Here is a 19,579-nt window from a genome sequence, read left to right as displayed (position 1 = left end):
TTTTTTACTGCTCCTAGGCCAAACCTAGTGTACAATGTTTTAAATTTGCGTAGGTGCGAGGGAAGCATACGTTCTTAGCGTCTTGGTAAACTCTAATTTCGCGCTTTTCCTCGCATTTTTCAAAAATGTCCAGTAGTATGTACATCCACACAAAATTTTTATATTTTTAGAGGGCTAACTTTTCATCCCTAACCGCATTCACTTATGAAAACCCACCTTGCCCACCTAATGCAGCGCAGCTTTCAACGTGCCTTGCAACGTTCCTCTCCCGACTATTGGCGGAGCCGCCGCCAGTTTGTGCGTCAGTTTTCGGGGCTATCTGCCGGAGTATTAATGGGGCAGTCCTTATGGCCGGAATTGGCCAATAAGCATAAGGTGCTCATTGTTGGGGCGGGAATCGCGGGTTTGAATGCGGCACATCAGCTCAAAAAAGCAGGCATCAAGGCTCATTTGTACGAGGCTTCGAACCGTTTTGGTGGGCGGATGATGACCTTGCGCAATTATTTTGGACCAGGGTTGACCACGGAGTTGGGTGGCGAGTTCATCGACGCCTATCACGAAGACATGCTGGCCCTGGCTACAGAGTTCAACTTGGAAATCTACGACCTACGCAAAGACGAAGCTTCGCTACAGCAGTCCTTTTATTTTGGCGGAAAACGTTACACCGAAGCAGACTTAAGCCAGGCCATTGAGCCCTTTATTCCTCAATTCCGGGCCAGTTTGGAAAAACTTCCGGAAGACTTTGAACAAATCTCCTACCACAACGCCGAATCCTGGAAAAGCCTGGATCAGCTCTCCATTCCGCAATACCTCGACAGCATTGGTGTAAAGGGCTGGCTCAAAGATTTTTACCAGAGCAACATGTCGAGTTATTACACCATGGATGCCGCCGAACAATCGGTGATTAACCTTTTCCTTCTTTTGGGTTTACCCGCAGTTGGGCATGAACACGAGGAGCAGGAAGACTTGGCAGAAATTTTTAAAATTCGCGGCGGTAGCCAAGCTTTGACCGATGCAATGGGCAAATCGCTGGAAGAGCAAATCGAACTGGGGCATTCATTAACTGAAATCATTAAAAACCCAGATGGGAAATACACTGCCATTTTTGAGCACCACGGCAAATTCAAAAAAATCAAGGCAGATTACCTGATTTTGACCTTACCCTTTACCAAACTGCGGGAGGTGAAAACCACCGGATTCCAGTGGTCGCCCGTCAAAGGCAAATGTATTCAGGAACTGGGTTATGGCAATGGTGGCAAAATCCTGTTTGGCCTTAATGAACGCATCTGGCGCAAACATGGCGCCCATGGAGGATTCAATTCGGACTTGCCTGCTTACAGTGGATGGGACAGCAGCCGGATGCAACCTGGTGATTTGGCCAGCCTGACCGTTTTTGGCGGCAGCAACATCGGCCATGATGCGGCCAACTTGACCCAAAATGAACTAATCAGTAAATACCTGCCCGGCCTAGATCAAATGTGGCCCGGATTCAAAGCAGCCACCAATGGCAAAATGCACAAGTTCTCCTGGAAAAATCATCCCTTCAACCTCGGCTCATATACCGCTTATAAAACCGGACAATGGGCCAGTTTTGGCGGAGCGGAAAAAGAAGCCGAAGGCAATATCCTGTTTGCTGGCGAGCATTGCAGTGTGATTTTTCAGGGGTATATGAATGGTGGAGCGTATTCGGGACGGGTGGCAGCAGAAAACCTACTATTAGGCCTAAAGAGTAAAAAAAATGGATAAAAACGTGTTTTTTTACACTTGACACTAATTAACCTCAAAAACACCACCCAATGGCAAAAACATCCTTAATCAACATCCTCAAAAAGGCGTATCGCCTTGCGCAGTTCAGCGAGCAGCCCAATACCCCCGGGATTGACGAAATTTCCGAATGGTACCAAACACAACAGCGGAAAAACTGGTCGCGCCGCAGCTTCCTTGGAACCTCTTTTCAAGCGGGAATCGCCATCGGAGGGACCAGCCTCTTGGGAGGTTATGGAATGTTTAAACCCGGGCAATCCTTTGATACCTCAGCGCGGGTAGTGATCATTGGGGCTGGCATAGCGGGTTTACACGCAGGACATTGTTTAAAAAAAGGAGGTCTCCCCGGAACTGCGCTGCAAATTTATGAAGCGAGTAACCGCACTGGAGGTCGGATGTTCACCAGTAAACTTTTTGGCAATGACATGACCACTGAATTGGGCGGAGAATTTACCGATAGCGACCACAAAGACATCCTGGATTTGGCCAATCAATTCAATATCCCCATCCTGGACAAAGAATCGGACAATCTCCTCATCGGTGACGCATACTTTTTTAACGGCCAACACTACACCTTAGGTGATGTGGTGAAAGCGTTCCAAAGTTGTAGAAAAAAAATAGGCAAGGACGCCAAATCCCTCGGTAAGAATTATGACACCCCCCTTTGTGAAAGTTTGGATCGGACAACCCTTAAAGCTTACCTGGATGGGCTGGAAGCCGATACCTGGTTCAAAAAAATGCTCGAAGTAGCCTACGTCGGTGAGTATGGCCGTGCAACCGAGGAGCAATCCGCCCTGAACCTGATCGATATGATTGCAACCAAAAAGAAAGGATTCAAGATATTTGGTGACAGTGACGAGCGGTATAAACTTCAGGGAGGCAACCAGCAAATTTGTGACCGCCTGGCAGATGGTTTAAAGGAAAACATCCAGTTGGGGCATTCCCTGGTGGCGGTTAAAAACAAAGGCCAGGGTTTTGTACTTTCCTTCGCTGCGGGTGGCTCGACCAAAGAGGTGGAAACTGACTTTGTCATCATGACCATTCCTTATACGGTGTTGCGGAACGTAGAGGGCATCGATAAATTGACCGGAATCACGCCACAAAAACTCAAATGTATTCAGGAATTGGGATACGGCTTGAACGGTAAAATTTTTCTTGGCTTGAACAACCGCCCTTGGCGCTCCAACCAACCCGCTTACCAAGGATACATTTACACCGAGAACATTCATACGGGTTGGGATAGTTACCACTTGCAACAACAAAATCAAGGGCCTTCGGTATTTACTATCTTTTTAGGCGACATGGCTGGTGCCACGGTTGCCCCCCAAAAGGCGGCGAGTTTTGTACCTGAATTAGGAAAGGCTTTTCCCGGCTTTCAGTCGGCCTTTTTGCCCAGTCAGACTGCTGCGATGAATTGGACCACCAATCCATTTCAAAAAGGAAGTTACGCCTGTTACAAACCGGGTCAATGGACCGATGTTTCAGGTCAAGAAGGCGAATCCATTGGTAACATGCTTTTTGCCGGGGAACATTGCAGTGTTGACTTCCAAGGGTACATGAATGGCGCTGCGGAAACTGGTAGAATTGCTGCGGAGCAGATTTTGGCCAAAGTCAAGAAGTAAGATAACGTGAACGCTGTATCAAATGCATTGACAATGAATAATGTGCGACTTCGTAGAAGTCGCACATTTTGCGTGGTTAATTCAAAATTCATGATAAAATAGAGTTATACCATGCAAAAAACCTCCATTGCCCTTGTCCTCCTTTTATTGCTTGGTTGTAAGCACCCTGAACCCATTGAACCGCCCCTCTACCGTCAGGCCGCTGAGTTTGAACCCACTGAAGCCATTTGGCTCCTGTGGTCCAACTATGACCACCGCGCAGACATGCCCAATGAACAAGCCACCTTGGACATCATTTCCGCCCTGGCACCTTACGTCAAAGTCAAACTCATTGTCGCCAACGATTCCTGGTACCAGCTCGCCCGCAGTAAAATCCGCCCGGATTGGCTGGAAAAGCAGCAGGTCAGCATTTTTAAAATGCCTTATCAGGAGTTTTGGGCCAGAGACATGGGGCCATCCTTTGTACTGAATCGGCAAGGCAAACTGGCCATGGCTGATTTTAACTTCAACGCCTGGGGCCTTGGCAATTTGCAGGATTCGCTGGTAAAAACAGATGAGACGCTGGATGAACGGGTAGCCAAAATGATGAACCTATCAATCATTTCATCTGCGCTGATCACCGAAGGGGGCAACCACGAAGTGAATGGCCGTGGTACCCTGATGTTGACGGAAAAGGTAGCCAGGGGTCGCAATCCTAAGCTGAGTTTGGCCCAAATCGAAAAGGAATATCAACGTTTATTGGGAGTCCGAAAAATCATCTGGCTCAAAGAAGGACTTTACGAAGACGATTACACGCAGCGCAGCCCCTTGCCTGGGCCAAAGGGCGAAAAATTATACACTCTACTCACCACCAATGGCCATATTGATGAAATGGCGCGTTTTGTGGATGCGCGCACCGTGCTGCTTGCTCAAGTAGATTCCACCGAGCTGGATGAACCCATCGGGCGCGAAAACCAGCGCCGCTTAGCGCAAAACCTGCGGATTTTACAAGCGGCCAGAGATCAGGATGGCAAAGCCTTCAAAATCATCCGCATGCCTTTGCCCAAACTCATCGTTGATACCTTGCATCCTGGTGATGGGACTTACGATTTGATCAGCATTAGTGATTTTGAAAATGGACACCAATTTCCCAAGGGTAAGCCAGTACTGGGTATCGCTGCGGCCAGCTACCTCAATTTTTTGATTGCAAATGGTTGTGTTTTGGTGCCTGCTTATTACCGTCCAGGCGCTGATCCCGAAGTGAAAAAGCGCGATGAACAAGCGCAAGCCATCTTGCGGTCGGTTTTCCCCCAGAAAAAAATCATTCCAATTGACGCCCTGGCTGTAAATTTCGGCGGTGGAGGCATTCACTGCATTACCATCAACGAACCCAAAACGACACAATGAAAACCTACAATCGCCAACTCATCTTTGCGGCAGCCTGTGCTGGACTTTTCCTTTTTGGAGTAGGAGTCATCACTTTTGGCTCCATTGCACCCGATTTAAAAGCCAAGTTTTCGCTCGATGAGTTGGAGATCGGTGGATTGTTCTCGATGTTTCCCCTGGGCATTCTGGTGGGGTCTTTGAGTTTTGGACCCATCACCGACCGTTCGGGGTATCGGCTCCTGCTGGGGGCCTGTAGTGCAATGTTGGCGCTGGGTTTTGCAGGCATTGGCCTGGCTACCGCGCTTTGGATGGTGCAGCTCAGCATTGTCCTGATTGGTATAGGTGGCGGGGCCATCAATGGGGCAACAAGTGCCCTGGTGGCCGACATCAGCACTGAGAATAAGGGGGCTAGTCTAGCCCTGTTTGGATCATTTTTTGGATTGGGTGCCCTGGCCATGCCATTTGTCCTGGGCCTATTGAAAGGGATGGTGAGTTTTGAAACGATTGTGCTCATTATCGCCGGATTCACCTTTTTGCTCACCCTGGTCTATTTGGCACTCCGATTTCCGGAAGCCAAACATTCCGAAGGCGTTTCACTGGCCCATGTAGGGCAAATGCTCAAAAATCCAGTTTTGCTCCTGATTGGTTTTTTTCTCTTTTGGCAAAATTGTTGCGAAGCATTGATCAACAATTGGACGACCTCTTACTTGTTGGAAATACAGCAACTGGATGGCCGTTGGACCTTGTATGCCTTGTCTTCCTACGTCGCCGGGCTCAGCCTCATGCGGATTTTGACGGGGAGTGTGTTGAGCAAAATACCAGCACCCAAGATTCTCCAAATCAGCATGGTTTTTTTGGTGCTGGGAGCCATTGTTCTGGGCTGGATGTCGGGCTTGGCTTGGGTATTTATAGGTTTGGTGTTGTTGGGTTTTGGTTTGGCCTTGGGATTTCCAGTGATGTTCGGGCTCAGTAGCTCCCTGTATCCCAAAATGAGTGGTACCGCGATTGGGATCATTTTGGTACTGTCCCTGTTTGGCAATTTGTTGACCAATTACATCATGGGCTTTTTGGCAAAATCCTGGGGCATTGGGGTGTTCTCCCTGGCCTTGCTGGTTGTAACGGTGGTGCAGGCTATCTTTTGCGTGATTGTCCTTAAGAAGGCCAATTAAAGGAACACTAGACTTTATGACCAAGTAACTTTGTGTTCATAAAGTCTAATGGTTAACTTGTGCATTGATTATTGCTTTCACCCAATTGAGTGCTTGTGCCAAGCTTGCGGCGCAAGTATCTAAACAAACAAGTGCATGAATCGAATGCTCTCCCATGCCGGAAGGGATGTCCCTGCTTCTATTGTCGTCTTTTTGGTTGCTTTACCACTCTGTTTAGGGGTGGCATTGGCTTCGGGAGCGCCGCTGTTGAGCGGAGTCATTGCTGGAATCGTTGGCGGAATTGTCATTGGTGCCTTGAGTGGTTCACAACTCAGCGTGAGCGGACCCGCGGCAGGTTTGACCGCGATTGTTGCAGGGGCTTTAGGCGACCTGCCTTCGTACGAGGTGTTTTTACTTTGTGTTATCATTTCCGGGGTACTACAAATCATCCTTGGGTACCTAAAGGCGGGCATCATTGGTGATTACATTCCCAATGCGGTGATCAAAGGAATGTTGGCGGCCATTGGCCTGATTTTGATCCTCAAACAATTGCCCCACCTTGTTGGATATGACGCTGACCCAGAAGGAGACGAGTCTTTTTTCCAAATCGATGGCGAGAATACGTTTTCAGAAATTTTGCTTTCACTGAATCATTTTGCACCAGCCGCCATCATCATTGGCTTCGTTTCCTTGTTGATCTTAATGCTGTACGAGTTCAAGTTTTTTAAACACAGCCGCATTTTTCAATTGATTCCAGGGCCGTTGATTGTGGTTTTGGCGGGCGTTTTGCTGAATTTGTATTTTCAAAGTCAGGGCTCTAGATTGTACCTGGATGGTGATCATTTGGTTGGGCTTCCAATTACGTCAAATCCGCTCGAATTTTATAACCAGCTCAATCGCCCCGATTGGAGTGGAATCGGCAATGTTCAGGTCTGGATTACGGGGGCAACGCTGGCCATTGTAGCCAGTTTAGAAACCCTACTTAGTTTGGAAGCCATCGACAAGTTGGATCCCGAAAAAGGATTTTCTCCTACGAATCGTGAACTAAAAGCACAGGGCGTGGGAAACATAATTTCTGGATTATTGGGCGGCTTGCCCCTTACCTCGGTGATTGTGCGCAGTAGTGCCAATGTCAGTTCCGGAGCAAAAAGTAAATTGTCTACCATCTTGCACGGCACAATGCTCCTGGCGGCGGTGTTGTTTATTCCGGGTTTGCTCAATCTGATCCCCAAGGCAGCATTGGCGGCCATTTTGATTTTTACCGGATACAAACTGGCCAAAATTTCTATTTTTAAAGAGGCCTGGCAAAAGGGCTACAACCAGTTTTTTCCCTTTGTCATCACCATTGTCGCCATTTTGTTTACCGACCTGTTGATCGGGATTTGTGTGGGCATGATTGTGGGTTTTTATTTCATTTTCCGCAGCAATTTCCACAAGTCTATTATCATCATGAAAGACGAGCATCGCTACCTGATCCGCTTCGCCAAAGAAGTATCTTACCTCAACAAAGGTTACTTAAAAACGGTACTGGAGAACATTCCCGATGACCGGGCAGTGCTGATTGATGCCTCAAAATCTTCCTTTGTGGATCAGGATGTGGTAGAGGTGGTCAACGACTTTATCGTCAATTCGGAGTCGCGCAACATCCGCATTTACATCAAACACAGACCAGGAGAAACCAAAGAAATTTTTAACGATCCGCACAAGCGGGAAATGATCTAAGCATGAAAGCATACGAACGATTACTCTTGGAAAACAAAGCTTGGGCGCGAGAAAAAGTCAAAGAAGATCCCGAGTGTTTCAAACGTTTGGCCAAAATCCAAACGCCCGAGTTTTTGTGGATCGGATGCAGCGACAGCCGCGTACCTGCCAATGAAATTACCGGGACCGAACCAGGTGAAATTTTTGTGCACCGCAACATTGCCAATATGGTCATCCACACCGACCTCAACCTGTTGAGCGTGTTGGAATATGCCGTGACGTACCTCAAAGTACGCCACATCATTGTATGCGGGCATTATGGTTGTGGTGGGGTAAAAGCGGCGATGAGCCACAATAATTTCGGCATCATCAATAAATGGATTCGCAACATCAAAGATGTTTACCGCATCCACGAAGCAGAATTGACAGCGATAGAGAAAGAGGAAGATCGGGTGAACCGCTTGATCGAGCTCAATGTGGAAGAACAGGTACTGAATTTGGCTAAAACTTCAATCATTCAGAAAGCCTGGAAGGAACGCGAGGCGCCTTATCTACATGGCTGGGTTTATGGCTTGAACAATGGGTTGATTAAACCTTTGAAGGAAATGGCGCCGGGGGCTGAGCTGGATCACATTTATGAGTATGAAGATCTGTAGGGAAGGCTTAGAAAAACACTAAAGCAGCATTTTTTATCACAAAGAACTCAAAGGCAGCACAAAGGGCACAAAGTTAGACGATGACGACACTTTATGCCCTTTGTGCTGCCTTTTGTTTATAATCGCAGGGCCATCGTCAGGGCCACGCCGCGTGTTTGCAATACCGGACGATTGTCGTTGGTGTTGTCGGCGTCGTTGTCCAGGATGTTGTTAAGTCCGTAATTGTAGCGCAGATCGAGGGTTACTTTACCAAAACCAAGGCCTGCTGCAGCCACCAAACCATAGTTGATCCGCCGGGCATCGTCTTCATCATCAAAAGTGAATTTGCTTTCGGTGACTATTTCCTGGCTGCTACCTACAGTCGTCACCGTTTTGGTTTTTCCACCCAGCGCATAACCCAACCATGGACCTGCCGCGATGTGAAGGCCCACTCCTTCTCCATTGTTGTTGCCCAATTGGAGCTTGGCCAGCAGTGGGAGTTCGAGGTAGCTGATTCTGTAGCGGTTATCGGTAGAGGTACCCAACAATTGGTAAGTATTGCGGCCACCGCTTTGCGAAAACAGCAACTCGGGCTGAAAGACCAATAATTTACCGGGGTTGAGTTCAAAGGCTAGGCCTATTACAGGGCCCAGTACCGATGCATTTTCCAGCTGGTCTTTGGTGACGTTTTCTCTTTTTTCGGCAACAGTGGAAAGGCTGGCACCGACTTTGATGCTAACTTGAGCATGGCTGTTGATGCTGAAACAAATGAGGAGGAACATCCCCAAGATTACTTTTTTCATAGTCATTTGGTTGATTGGTGATAAAAGAAAAAATTATATAAGCACCAGTGATCTGGCAGGGGGAGGCTGAAAATGATTTGAGCTACTATACACCGTACGGGACCGGGCAAGTGTATAAAGGAGTCATTACAAAAAAAAATTATCATTCGTTCCGTCTATTTGAAACAAGGGGTAAGCTTTTAAGGTTGCATCAATTGGCTTTTCCTACAAAATAGTACGAACAAACAGACTTCATTGGTTTGGATTTCCTGCTTTTCCCTATTCACTGTTCGCATTTTTCGTAGTTTCGTGTGTACATCAACTCTCTACACATGAATCGCAAAATTTTACTTTGGTCCATTACAGTTGCATTGGGTGGGTTTTTATTTGGTTTGGATACCGCCGTGATTTCGGGGGCTGAGCAGGCCATTCAAAAACTCTGGTCGCTGAATGATTTTTGGCACGGTCTGGCAGTCGCTATGGCACTTTATGGCACCGTGTTTGGAGCAGCCTTGGGGGGCTGGCCAAGTGACGCCTTGGGGCGCAAAAAGACCTTGTTTTGGATTGGAATCCTTTACCTCGTCTCGGCCTTGGGTTCCGCGTTGGCGCAGGATGTCAATACTTTTATGGTTTTCCGTTTTATCGGTGGATTGGGTGTCGGAGCCTCGTCGGTTGCTGCGCCGCTGTACATTTCTGAAATCTCTCCTGCCAAATCGCGGGGGCAATTGGTCGCCATTTTTCAGTTCAACATCGTTTTGGGTATCCTCATCGCCTATGTGAGCAATTATGCCTTGCAAGGGGCAGGCGGGGCAGAATCTTGGCGTTGGATGCTGGGTGTTGTCGCTTTACCTTCGCTGGCCTTCATCATTTTTGTACTTTTTGTGCCCGAAAGCCCGCGTTGGTTGATCATCAAACGCAATGATGAAGCGGGAGCAAGAGGAACCCTCGAAGTCATCAACCCTGGAGCAGTGGACGCATCCATTCAAGCCATTCGGGCGTCGGTGCATCAGGAAGTGGGCAAACGAGTAGAGCCGTTTTTTTCCAAAAAATATTCCTGGCCGATTTTGCTGGCCTTTTTATTCGCCTTGTTCAACCAGGTTTCAGGCATCAATGCGGTGATTTATTACTCACCCCGGATTTTTGAACTGGCGGGCCAAGGGGCGAGTACGGCTTTGTTGTCATCGATGGGGATTGGCGTGGTCAATTTGATATTTACAATGATAGGCATCGCATTGATTGATCGTTTTGGACGCAAGTTGTTGATGTACATTGGCTCGATTGGCTACATTGTGTCCTTGTCTTTGATTGCCTACGCCTTCTTTACGGAGTCCTATGCGGGCATTAGCCTGTTTTTGTTTATGTTCATCGCTGCGCACGCGCTGGGGCAAGGCGCGGTGATCTGGGTGTTCATCTCCGAAATTTTTCCTAACCAGGTGCGGGCAGCCGGGCAATCCTTTGGTAGTTTTACCCACTGGATTTTTGCGGCGCTGATCACCAATGTGTTCCCTTATTTTGCCAATAACTTTGGTACGGGTTCGGTGTTCCTGTTCTTTACGGCCATGATGGTGCTGCAATTGTTGTTTGTAGCCTTCCTGATGCCGGAAACCAAAGGGGCAACCCTGGAGGATTTGGAGAAGCAGATTATGGGGCATTGAGGAGAGGACAGTTCGTCATCCCGAATTTCTTAAAACACTACAAAAGCGACATTTCTTTACCACAAAGGAAAAAAGAGGACACAAAGGACACAAAGCGAAGCGTCGTCAACGTCTAACTTTGTGTCCTTTGTGTTTCTTTGTGTTTTCTTTGTGAAAATTATGTCGCCTTGGAATTATTTTGAAAACTCGAGATGATTCATGTTTTTCACATATAAAGCAGATATTTTTGTGGTGAAAAATAGCGAAGGATGACAGCGACCGCATTTTCTATGGATACAATCAACTTGAATTATCTAACTGATGAAGAGGGTAAAAAAACAGGTGTTTTGATACCCATTGAAGATTGGGAAGAGATAAAAAAGATGATTGAATATAGTTTATTGAAAGATAGCCTTTTGCAGGCCTTTCAGGAGATGAATGAGATGAGAAAAGGTTTGAAACCAAGACTTAGTCTTAATGATGTGATCAATGAGTTATAAAGTTATTGTTTCAGAGAGAGGAATGATTCCCTACCACACCCTCTTCCTCGACCGCGACGGCGTCATCAACGAGCGCCTTCCCGGCGACTACGTAGCCCAATGGTCCGATTTCCAATTCACTCCCCGTGCGCTCGAAGCCCTGGCTTTTTTCGCCACCCATTTCCAACACATCATCGTGGTCACCAACCAGCAAGGCATTGGCAAAGGGCAAATGAGCGAAGCTCAGCTAGCCGAGATTCATCAAAAAATGATCCAGGAAATTGAGGCAGCGGGTGGACGCATCGATGCCGTGTACCATTGTGGGGACTTATCCAGTGTCCCCAACAATTGCCGCAAACCAGCGCCTGCGATGGCGCTCAAAGCCCAGGCGGATTTCCCAGACATTGATTTCCAAACCTCGATCATGGTAGGCGATTCGGTCTCTGATCTGGAATTTGGCCAAAACCTGGGTATGTACAACGTGCTCATCGAAGGCAAAAGCGATGAACTGGATAAATTAGAACAAGCCTTGGCCAATGGATTGCAAATCCATCAGCGCTTTGCCTCATTGTGGGAATTTGCTGAGTATTGTTACACTTCAAACTTTAGCTTGTAGTTGTGTCGCTGCGGTAGCCTCAACCTCCCTCAACTTTCTCGACCTCCCTCAACAATCAATTGAACTCCACCTCCGTAGCCCCATACCCATACCGTGGATGGTATTCATTTTTAAAGGTTTTGACATGGGGGTGTTGAAACAGGATGGTGGCGATGGCATTTTTCAGTTTGCCTTCCCCTACGCCGTGGATGATAAACACCCGGTCGATACCCGTCCTGACTGCTTCATCGAGGTATTGCTCAAAACGGCGGATTTGTAGATTGATAATATCCGAATTGCTCATTTTTCGTTGATCCTTCACCAGATTTTCGATGTGAAGGTCCAATTCAATTTTAAACTCCGCCAATTGTTTGACCTCGTGTTTGGGATCACTGGAATGGTGAATCACTGTGGTATGTGGCTGTACATTGCGTTCGGTATAGGATTTGAGGTCTTCCGTACCTGTTTCCTTTTCTTCACTCGCGTCCAACTCATGTTTTTCAAAAACGCGAAAATGGTGAACCGGCCGATCTAAAAATGGCGCAGTGATGATTTTGGTGAAAAAAGTCTTGGGCTTGATGTTGATCTCCTTGCGCAGCTTTTTGCCATCGCCATCGGTCAACAAGCGCCAGCATTCCATTTCCACCGACGGACTATCGTTGAGTTGGTCGAACAAAAGTTCTCCAATCCGCTCATAGTGCAGGCTGTTCAATTTGCTGCTGTGTTCTATGGCGGCCCTTTTTCCCAAAAACAAAGTGAAATTGTAGACCACGTCCATGCGGGTGTCGTTGATCACATAAATTTGGTATTTTTCGGGAGAACTGTCGTCTTTATAAATGGGGTCAAAAGCCAGTTGAATGCCCATACTTTTCAGGATGGCATATTGGGCATTGCCTCCTTTGACGGGCACACCTATGGCTGGTGGCGCAATCTTGGGCCGTGGCGGAGGAACGTTCATTTGAGGCTGAGCTTTGGGTTTGCCCTTCATGACGGGTGCTGAAGCGACATATTGATCAGCCATCACGATGTTTTCAATGTTCACCGGAATTTCCATGTCTTCACCACTGAGCCGTACATTCACTGTTTCCGCATCAAGCAAAGAAACCACTGTACCTTCGTCGCCAGTATGAATAAATTTTACCTTTGTACCTATTGGAAAACGCATATTTGAGAGTTTGAAGCAATCAGCTGTCAGCTATGAGCCATCAGTCATCAGCAGCGCACTATTCGCTGATAGCTAATTGCTGATCGCTCATAGCTGACAGCTGACCGCTGATTGCTGACCTAAAATTATTACTTCTTTTGGAAAATCAAACATATTCCTGGCGCTGGAGACTGGCACAATTCCTGGAGTTGCGCTGGTGGCGACGTTATTTGCAACAACTGAACTGGCCCGACTATGTGGAGGCCAAACGAGTCCATTGGCGTAAGGTGTTGATCCAAATGGAATTACAACTACTGCCGGGGGAGCAGGTTTTGGATGCGGGCTGTGGACCTGCGGGTATTTTCACCATTTTGGAAGCACAAAAAGTAGACGCCATAGACCCTTTATTGGAGGCTTATGAAAAAAAATTGCCAGATTTTCGGCTAAACCAATTCCCTTATGTTCATTTTCAGGGCATGATGCTGGAACAATTGGACCAAAGGGAAGTGTACGACCACGTATTTTGCCTCAACGCCATCAATCATGTAGCCGATTTGGAAAAAGCAACGCAGCGTTTGGTACAAAGCCTTAAACCGGGTGGGACGCTGCTCATAAGTATAGATGTACACCGGTTTGCGCTGCTCAAGTTTATTTTCCGCATTGTACCTGGCGATGTACTCCATCCGCAGCAAGATGATCTGGCCGATTATGTGCACTTATTGGAAAAATTAGGTTTAGACCTAGAAAAAAAGCTGGTGCTAAAACAAGGCTGGATTTTTAATTATGCAGCCATAAAGGCCAAAAAAAGGAATGGCTCATCAACCTGAGTTGGTTGCGAGCCATTCCGGGAACAGTGTCAAACGATAACGTAACAGAATAAATCAAGTACACCTATTTGGGGTGCACAGGTGCTTTTCTCACAGTATGCTATTGTAGAAAAAAAGGTTAATGAATGATCAATTTGTAAACCTGGCTAAGAGGTTTGCCATTGGCATCTGTCCAATGCACAAAGTACATGCCCGCAGTCAGGTTCGTCACGTCTACTTGTATACCACTGCTGGTTTCCGCAGACAAGTTTTGAGATTGAATCAGTTGCCCCTGAATATTTTTAATCAATAATGTTGACGCGATAGCTGGATCAGCTTTGTCATGAACTCCAATTTGTAGTTCCGTATCTACACTTTCTTCTGCCTGAGCATTGAAATAGAATTGGCCACGAGTAGGATTGGGATAAATGGCTGGAAGGCCGTTGGTAAGGGATCGTTCATTGCTGCGGGTGACAAACACCACTCCCGCTGCGGCACTGGTATCTCCAGTTTGGCAAATGGAACGCACCCGCCACTCATAGGTACGACCAACGCGTACCCCACTTACACTGGCACTGGTATTGGCCGTCACTACACTGGCCCATTTGGTTACACTAGGTTTAAGTTGACGAATTTCGGCCAGATAAGTGGCGGAGCCAACTGCCTCCCAACGCAAGGTGACTTTGCTGATCACATGTACTTGATTGATGCTAAGTGGCACCGGGCAATTTATTTTGCTGGCGCAAGGAATACATGAGCCGCCACAATCAATGCCAGTTTCATCGCCATTTTGGAGGCCATCGCCACAAGTTTCCCCCTGTTTGATCTCAGCTAAAGTTTGTAAGCCATGAGAACTGAGAAAACTGTTCCGAAACCCGCTGGTAGCAAAAAGTGCCTGCATGCGGCGAGCCTGGCCTTGAGTGAATAAATTCATACACCCATCATCGGTATAGTCCATGAAGTTTTGAACCATCAATTTACCCCCGCAGGAATAAGCATCCTTAGGACAACCATGATTCGCCTCATCAGAATCGGGAGTATCTGGCACCATGTCATCGATGCTACAGTCACCATCACCCCAGATGTGAAAGAGATTGAGCCAATGCCCAACTTCATGAGTGGCGGTACGGCCGCGGTCGAAAGGCGCCTTGGTATGGCCATAGCGGCCAAAAAATTGATAGTCAATCACCACGCCGTCGGTCGCCACCGGCCCACCCGGGAGCTGGCCGTAACCCATGATGTCGCCTTCCAGGTTGCACACCCAAATGTTGAGGTATTGCCCGGTTGGCCAGGCATCAATGCCGCCCGATTTGCTGAATTTGACATCGTCGTAAGTAGAAAAATTAGCATAGGAAGTGTACCTGCGGCGAATGCCATTGGTAGGTGTTCCATCGGGAGCCTGTTTTGCCAATTGAAATTGGATGCCCGTATGTGCAGCTTGTGGCCAGGCTGCATCCGCGTCTGGATTTAGCCGACCGAAATCTTCGTTCAAAACACGGATTTGTTCCAGTATTTGCTCGTCGGAAATGTTTTCAGTAGGGTTGTTGTGTACGATGTTGACTACGACCGGAATCAAAATGTTATCTCCGTCGCGTAATTGTGGCGCTTTTGTAAAAAGCTGAGTATGCCGCTCGATGAGCGCCCGGTTTTGTGCGGTGTTGGCATGCTTGGACAATACGTATTTCCAATGATCTAATGTGGCACAATTGCGCTGCGCATAGGCAGCTGAAACCAATAGAATTGGGAGCAGGAAGCATGTGAGTGTTCTGGCAATCATGATTTGTTTCGATTACAGTGTCCAAAAAATCAATAGAATTAACCCTTTGGCACTTATTTACCCCTAAATTTTTGCGTCGCGGTGGCAGAGATTTTAAACAATGAGGTACACTACTCTCTGGCAAGGAGAGGCCACCATGGTCGTCTCATTGTTCGTTTTTGGGCGCAAACAAGTTATTATTGGTGCAAAGAAGACATTGGGTGCACAGACGAAGTCCTAATCCTCAGATGATGCAACTCAAGAGCAAAATCGTGAAGGCAGACCAATTGCAACCAGATAAACGCTGTGTAAATGATGTTGATTAAACCTGATGGAAATTTGAAGTACCTAAAACCGGTTATAAATGGGAACTATCACAAGGGGGGACGTGATATTTCGACAGTAATATTACAATCATTTTTTGAAACATCCTTATATTGAGGCGACTTTTTTCATATTTATGTCATTTTTTTTGTAAAAATGCTGCCCTGCCGGAATTTTCAACCTGTTTTTGACCCTATTTCAAAGTCCTTTTTAGTCCGAAAAACAAACCAAATTACGCTTAGTCTCTGACAGTGAGTTAAATGCAAAACACAAAACTACTCATTCATATTCTTTTGTAAACTGACATGTACATGACAAGTTTAAACCAGCAATTCCGGAAGATTTTGGTAGCCAATCGCGGGGAAATAGCCATACGGGTATTACGCGCTGCTGCTGAGCTGAAAATTTCTACCGTAGCGATCTACACTTTTGAAGATCGTTACTCCTTGCACCGCTTCAAAGCTGACCAGGCCTTCCAAATTGGAGCGGATGATGACCCACTCAAACCTTACCTTAATATAAAGGAGATCATCCGGGTAGCCAAAGACAATCAGGTGGACGCCATTCACCCGGGTTATGGCTTTTTGTCTGAAAATGTAGACTTTGCCCGGGCCTGCCGCGATGCTGGAATCACCTTTATCGGCCCTGATCCCGAAATTATGGATCAGTTGGGGGATAAAATTGCGGCCAAAAACATTGCACGTAAAACCGGAATTCCACTCATTCCCGACAGTGAACTCGACCTCAGTACTGCTGAAATTGCCTTGGCCGAAGCGCGGCGCATTGGTTATCCCGTAATCATCAAAGCTGCGTCAGGCGGCGGTGGTCGGGGCATGCGGGTGGTACGCGACGATGACTCTTTAATGAAAGAATACAAGGAAGCCGGAAGTGAGGCTTTGACGGCTTTTGGCGACGGAACCCTCTTTTTGGAAAAATTCATCGAACGCCCCAAACACATCGAAGTACAAATTCTGGGTGACCGCCACGGCAACATTGTTCATTTGTATGAACGCGACTGTTCGATTCAACGTCGTTTCCAAAAAGTGGTCGAAATTGCACCCGGGGTCAGTATCCGCAAAGAAGGCACCAAAGAAAAACTCTACGAATATGCGCTCAAACTGGCGCGGGCAGTAGGGTACAACAATGCTGGAACCGTAGAGTTTTTGCTGGATGAAGAAGAAAACGTCTACTTCATTGAAGTAAACCCCCGGATTCAGGTGGAGCATACCGTTACCGAAGAAGTAACGGGCATTGACCTGGTGCGTTCCCAAATCCTGATTGCCCAAGGTTTGCCCCTGACCGGCGAGGAAGTCGGCATCCCCAGCCAAGAATCCATTGAATGCTCCGGTTGCGCCATCCAGTGCCGGATCACTACGGAAGACCCCACCAACGAATTCAAACCCGATTACGGTACCCTGATCGCTTACCGCAGTCCGGGTGGTATGGGCATTCGTCTGGATGCAGGTAGTGCTTTTGCTGGTGCCCGCATTTCGCCCTTTTTTGACAGTTTGTTGGTGAAAGTTACCGCCTGGGGGCGTGATATGCCTTCGGCAGCACGCAAATTACATCGGGCACTACGGGAGTTCCGGGTAAGAGGTGTCAAAACCAACATCGGCTTTTTGTTGAATTTGCTCGAAAACGAGGATTTCCAAAACCGGAACTTCACCGTTAATTTCATCAAAGAAAATCCACAGCTCCTCAAGTCGCGCAACTGGCAGGACAGTGGCACCCGCATTCTGCGCTACGTGGCGGAAGTCATTGTCAACAAAAACCCCGATGTATTATTTAAAGACCCAAATGTGGTCTTGTTGAATCCGGTGGTGCCCAAATACAATACCGACGAAGCTTTCCCCAAAGGCAGCAAAGACCGTTTGAAAGAACTAGGGCGTGAAGGTTTTGTCCAATGGTTGAAAGCCGAACCCCGCATCCAATATACCGATACCACCTTCCGCGACGCCCACCAGTCGCTGCTGGCTACCCGGGTGCGTACGTACGACCTAATGAAAATTGCTGAAAGTTACGCCCGACACCACGGAGATCAGGTGTTTTCGATGGAAGTATGGGGTGGCGCTACATTTGATGTGGCCCTGCGCTTTTTGCACGAATGCCCCTGGGAGCGTTTGGAACAAATTCGGCAGGCGATTCCCAATGTACTTTTACAGATGTTGATTCGGGGTTCCAATGCCGTAGGGTATACCGCTTATCCCGACAATGTGATTGTCAAATTCATCGAAGAAGCAGCTAAAACCGGTATCGACATTTTCCGCATTTTTGACTCGCTTAATTTTGTAGACTCCATGCGCACCAGCATCCGCACGGTTAGGGAGCGCACCGAGTCACTCGCCGAGGCTTGTATCTGTTACACCGGAGACATTAGTGACCCTACTCGTACCAAATTCAGCCTGCAATATTACCTTGATTTGGCCCGCAGACTGGAAGACGAAGGGGCTCACATCCTCTGCATCAAAGACATGGCGGGATTGCTCAAACCTTATGCTGCGGATTTATTGGTGAAAGAGTTGAAAAAAGCAGTCGACCTACCGATTCACCTACATACCCACGACACTTCTTCGATCCAGGCAGTTTCTTACCTCAAAGCTGTCGAGGCTGGAGTTGATGTTGTGGACTTGGCGCTCGCTTCGATGAGTGGCCTGACCTCTCAGCCCAATTTTAACTCCTTTGTAGCAATGATGGAGGGCAACGAACGCGAAAACCCCATCTCTTTGCATAGCCTCAATGAATTTTCGAATTATTGGGAGTTGGTGCGCCGGGTTTACCATCCTTTTGAGTCGGAATTGCGGGCTGGCTCTGCGGATGTGTACGAGCACGAAATCCCCGGTGGACAGTACTCCAACTTGCGGCCACAAGCGCGGGCACTGGGCCTCGAAGACAAATTTGAACTCGTCAAACATAATTACCGTGTGGCCAACGACCTTTTTGGGGACATTGTCAAAGTAACACCTTCCTCCAAAGTAGTGGGCGATATGGCTTTGTTCATGACTTCCAATAACCTCTCTGCCGAGGATGTCATCAAGCGGGGCAATTCGCTGGCCTTCCCGGATAGTGTGAAGGCACTCATGCGGGGTGACTTGGGTCAGGTTGAAGGTGGATTTCCCAAAAACATCCAGGACGTGGTCTTGAAAGGGGAGAAACCCTACACCATGGCTCCCAATGCTAACATGCAGCCTTTGGATCTGGATGCTGCTTTTGCGGACTTTCAGGAAAAGTTTGGCCTCAACACCAAATTCCGGGATTTCCTTTCCTACCAGATGTATCCCAAGGTATACGAGGAATACCACGAATCCAGAAGCAAGTACGGTGATTTGAGCCACCTCTCTTCCAAAGTCTTTTTCTTTGGCATGGAGCCCATGCAAGAAATCATCATTGAACTGGACAAGGGCAAAAACATTGTGGTCAAATACCTCAATAAAACCCAGCCCGATGAACTCGGCAACCGGGTGGTGTTTTTCCAATTGAATGGCCAATCGCGGATGCTTTCAGTGCGGGATAAAACGGCAAAGACGGAAGTGATCGTCCACCAAAAAGTGAGCACAGCCAAGGATGTAGGTGCGCCACTGCAAGGTAGTCTCGCCAAAATCCTGGTCAAAGAAGGTGATGCTGTACAAGCCAACTCGCCGCTCTTTATCATCGAAGCCATGAAAATGGAAAGCACCATCATTGCCCACGAGGCGGGAACGGTGAAGAAGATCCATTTGAAGGAAAAGACGCTGGTGGAGCAGGATGATTTGATTATTGAATTGGAATAGTAGTTTAGGGAGGTTGAGATGGTTGAGGGAGGTTGAGGCTACCGCGAACGATTTTGA

General features: G+C 47.6%; 14 protein-coding genes. 11 read left to right on the top strand and 3 right to left on the bottom strand.

The window, feature by feature from the left end:
- The first annotated feature begins 204 nt into the window (after positions 1-204).
- The 6 genes from ACEW9O_RS12115 (at position 205) to can (ending at position 8,256) form a co-directional block, all read left to right on the top strand.
- On the top strand, positions 205-1,746 hold the full coding sequence (locus ACEW9O_RS12115) for a flavin monoamine oxidase family protein (protein ID WP_373550426.1): 1,542 nt from the start codon (positions 205-207) through the stop codon (positions 1,744-1,746).
- 50 nt (positions 1,747-1,796) lie between these two features.
- On the top strand, positions 1,797-3,386 hold the full coding sequence (locus tag ACEW9O_RS12110; protein WP_373550425.1) for a flavin monoamine oxidase family protein: 1,590 nt from the start codon (positions 1,797-1,799) through the stop codon (positions 3,384-3,386).
- A 111-nt stretch (positions 3,387-3,497) separates the two neighbouring features.
- Entirely contained in the window at positions 3,498-4,772 is a 1,275-nt protein-coding gene (locus ACEW9O_RS12105) for an agmatine/peptidylarginine deiminase (RefSeq protein ID WP_373550424.1), read from the top strand.
- On the top strand, positions 4,769-5,920 hold the full coding sequence (locus ACEW9O_RS12100) for a sugar MFS transporter (protein ID WP_373550423.1): 1,152 nt from the start codon (positions 4,769-4,771) through the stop codon (positions 5,918-5,920). The genes ACEW9O_RS12105 and ACEW9O_RS12100 overlap by 4 nt, the downstream gene beginning before the upstream one ends.
- A gap of 135 nt (positions 5,921-6,055) precedes the next feature.
- Positions 6,056-7,621 (top strand): SulP family inorganic anion transporter, encoded by a 1,566-nt coding sequence (locus ACEW9O_RS12095; RefSeq protein ID WP_373550422.1) that lies wholly within the window; start codon positions 6,056-6,058, stop codon positions 7,619-7,621.
- A gap of 2 nt (positions 7,622-7,623) precedes the next feature.
- On the top strand, positions 7,624-8,256 hold the full coding sequence (gene can / locus ACEW9O_RS12090) for a carbonate dehydratase (protein ID WP_373550421.1): 633 nt from the start codon (positions 7,624-7,626) through the stop codon (positions 8,254-8,256).
- A 116-nt stretch (positions 8,257-8,372) separates the two neighbouring features.
- Here the strand turns inward: can and ACEW9O_RS12085 are convergent, their stop codons facing one another.
- The gene (locus tag ACEW9O_RS12085; protein WP_373550420.1) at positions 8,373-9,038 is read right to left on the bottom strand and encodes a porin family protein; all 666 of its coding nucleotides are present in this window, start codon (positions 9,036-9,038) and stop codon (positions 8,373-8,375) included.
- A gap of 311 nt (positions 9,039-9,349) precedes the next feature.
- On the opposite strand from ACEW9O_RS12085, the gene ACEW9O_RS12080 reads away from it, so the two are divergent.
- The 3 genes from ACEW9O_RS12080 to ACEW9O_RS12070 all read left to right on the top strand — a co-directional run bounded on the left by ACEW9O_RS12080 (position 9,350) and on the right by ACEW9O_RS12070 (position 11,746).
- Entirely contained in the window at positions 9,350-10,672 is a 1,323-nt protein-coding gene (locus ACEW9O_RS12080) for a sugar porter family MFS transporter (protein ID WP_373550419.1), read from the top strand.
- A 248-nt stretch (positions 10,673-10,920) separates the two neighbouring features.
- Positions 10,921-11,151 (top strand): hypothetical protein, encoded by a 231-nt coding sequence (locus tag ACEW9O_RS12075; RefSeq protein ID WP_373550418.1) that lies wholly within the window; start codon positions 10,921-10,923, stop codon positions 11,149-11,151.
- Positions 11,141-11,746 carry a D-glycero-alpha-D-manno-heptose-1,7-bisphosphate 7-phosphatase gene (locus tag ACEW9O_RS12070; protein ID WP_373550417.1) on the top strand — a complete coding sequence of 202 codons (606 nt, stop codon included), beginning with the start codon at positions 11,141-11,143 and terminating at the stop codon, positions 11,744-11,746. The genes ACEW9O_RS12075 and ACEW9O_RS12070 overlap by 11 nt, the downstream gene beginning before the upstream one ends.
- 55 nt (positions 11,747-11,801) lie before the next feature.
- Here ACEW9O_RS12070 and ACEW9O_RS12065 read toward each other — a convergent pair whose 3' ends face one another.
- The gene (locus ACEW9O_RS12065) at positions 11,802-12,890 is read right to left on the bottom strand and encodes a Smr/MutS family protein (RefSeq protein ID WP_373550416.1); all 1,089 of its coding nucleotides are present in this window, start codon (positions 12,888-12,890) and stop codon (positions 11,802-11,804) included.
- A 137-nt stretch (positions 12,891-13,027) separates the two neighbouring features.
- Here ACEW9O_RS12065 and ACEW9O_RS12060 point away from each other — a divergent pair, with 137 nt between their 5' ends.
- The gene (locus ACEW9O_RS12060) at positions 13,028-13,696 is read left to right on the top strand and encodes a class I SAM-dependent methyltransferase (protein ID WP_373550415.1); all 669 of its coding nucleotides are present in this window, start codon (positions 13,028-13,030) and stop codon (positions 13,694-13,696) included.
- A 118-nt stretch (positions 13,697-13,814) separates the two neighbouring features.
- Here ACEW9O_RS12060 and ACEW9O_RS12055 read toward each other — a convergent pair whose 3' ends face one another.
- A complete protein-coding gene (locus ACEW9O_RS12055; RefSeq protein WP_373550414.1) occupies positions 13,815-15,452 on the bottom strand; it encodes a M43 family zinc metalloprotease in 1,638 nt (545 codons plus the stop codon).
- Between the two features lie 614 nt (positions 15,453-16,066).
- On the opposite strand from ACEW9O_RS12055, the gene ACEW9O_RS12050 reads away from it, so the two are divergent.
- Entirely contained in the window at positions 16,067-19,522 is a 3,456-nt protein-coding gene (locus ACEW9O_RS12050) for a pyruvate carboxylase (RefSeq protein WP_373550413.1), read from the top strand.
- The last annotated feature ends 57 nt before the right edge of the window (positions 19,523-19,579 follow it).

Origin of the sequence: Haliscomenobacter sp. (genome assembly GCF_041740695.1) — a bacterium.
In the GTDB taxonomy this organism is placed as follows: Bacteria; Bacteroidota; Bacteroidia; order Chitinophagales; family Saprospiraceae; genus Haliscomenobacter.
Note: the sequence above shows the minus strand (reverse complement) of the source record. Positions and strands in the feature narration are given on the sequence as shown.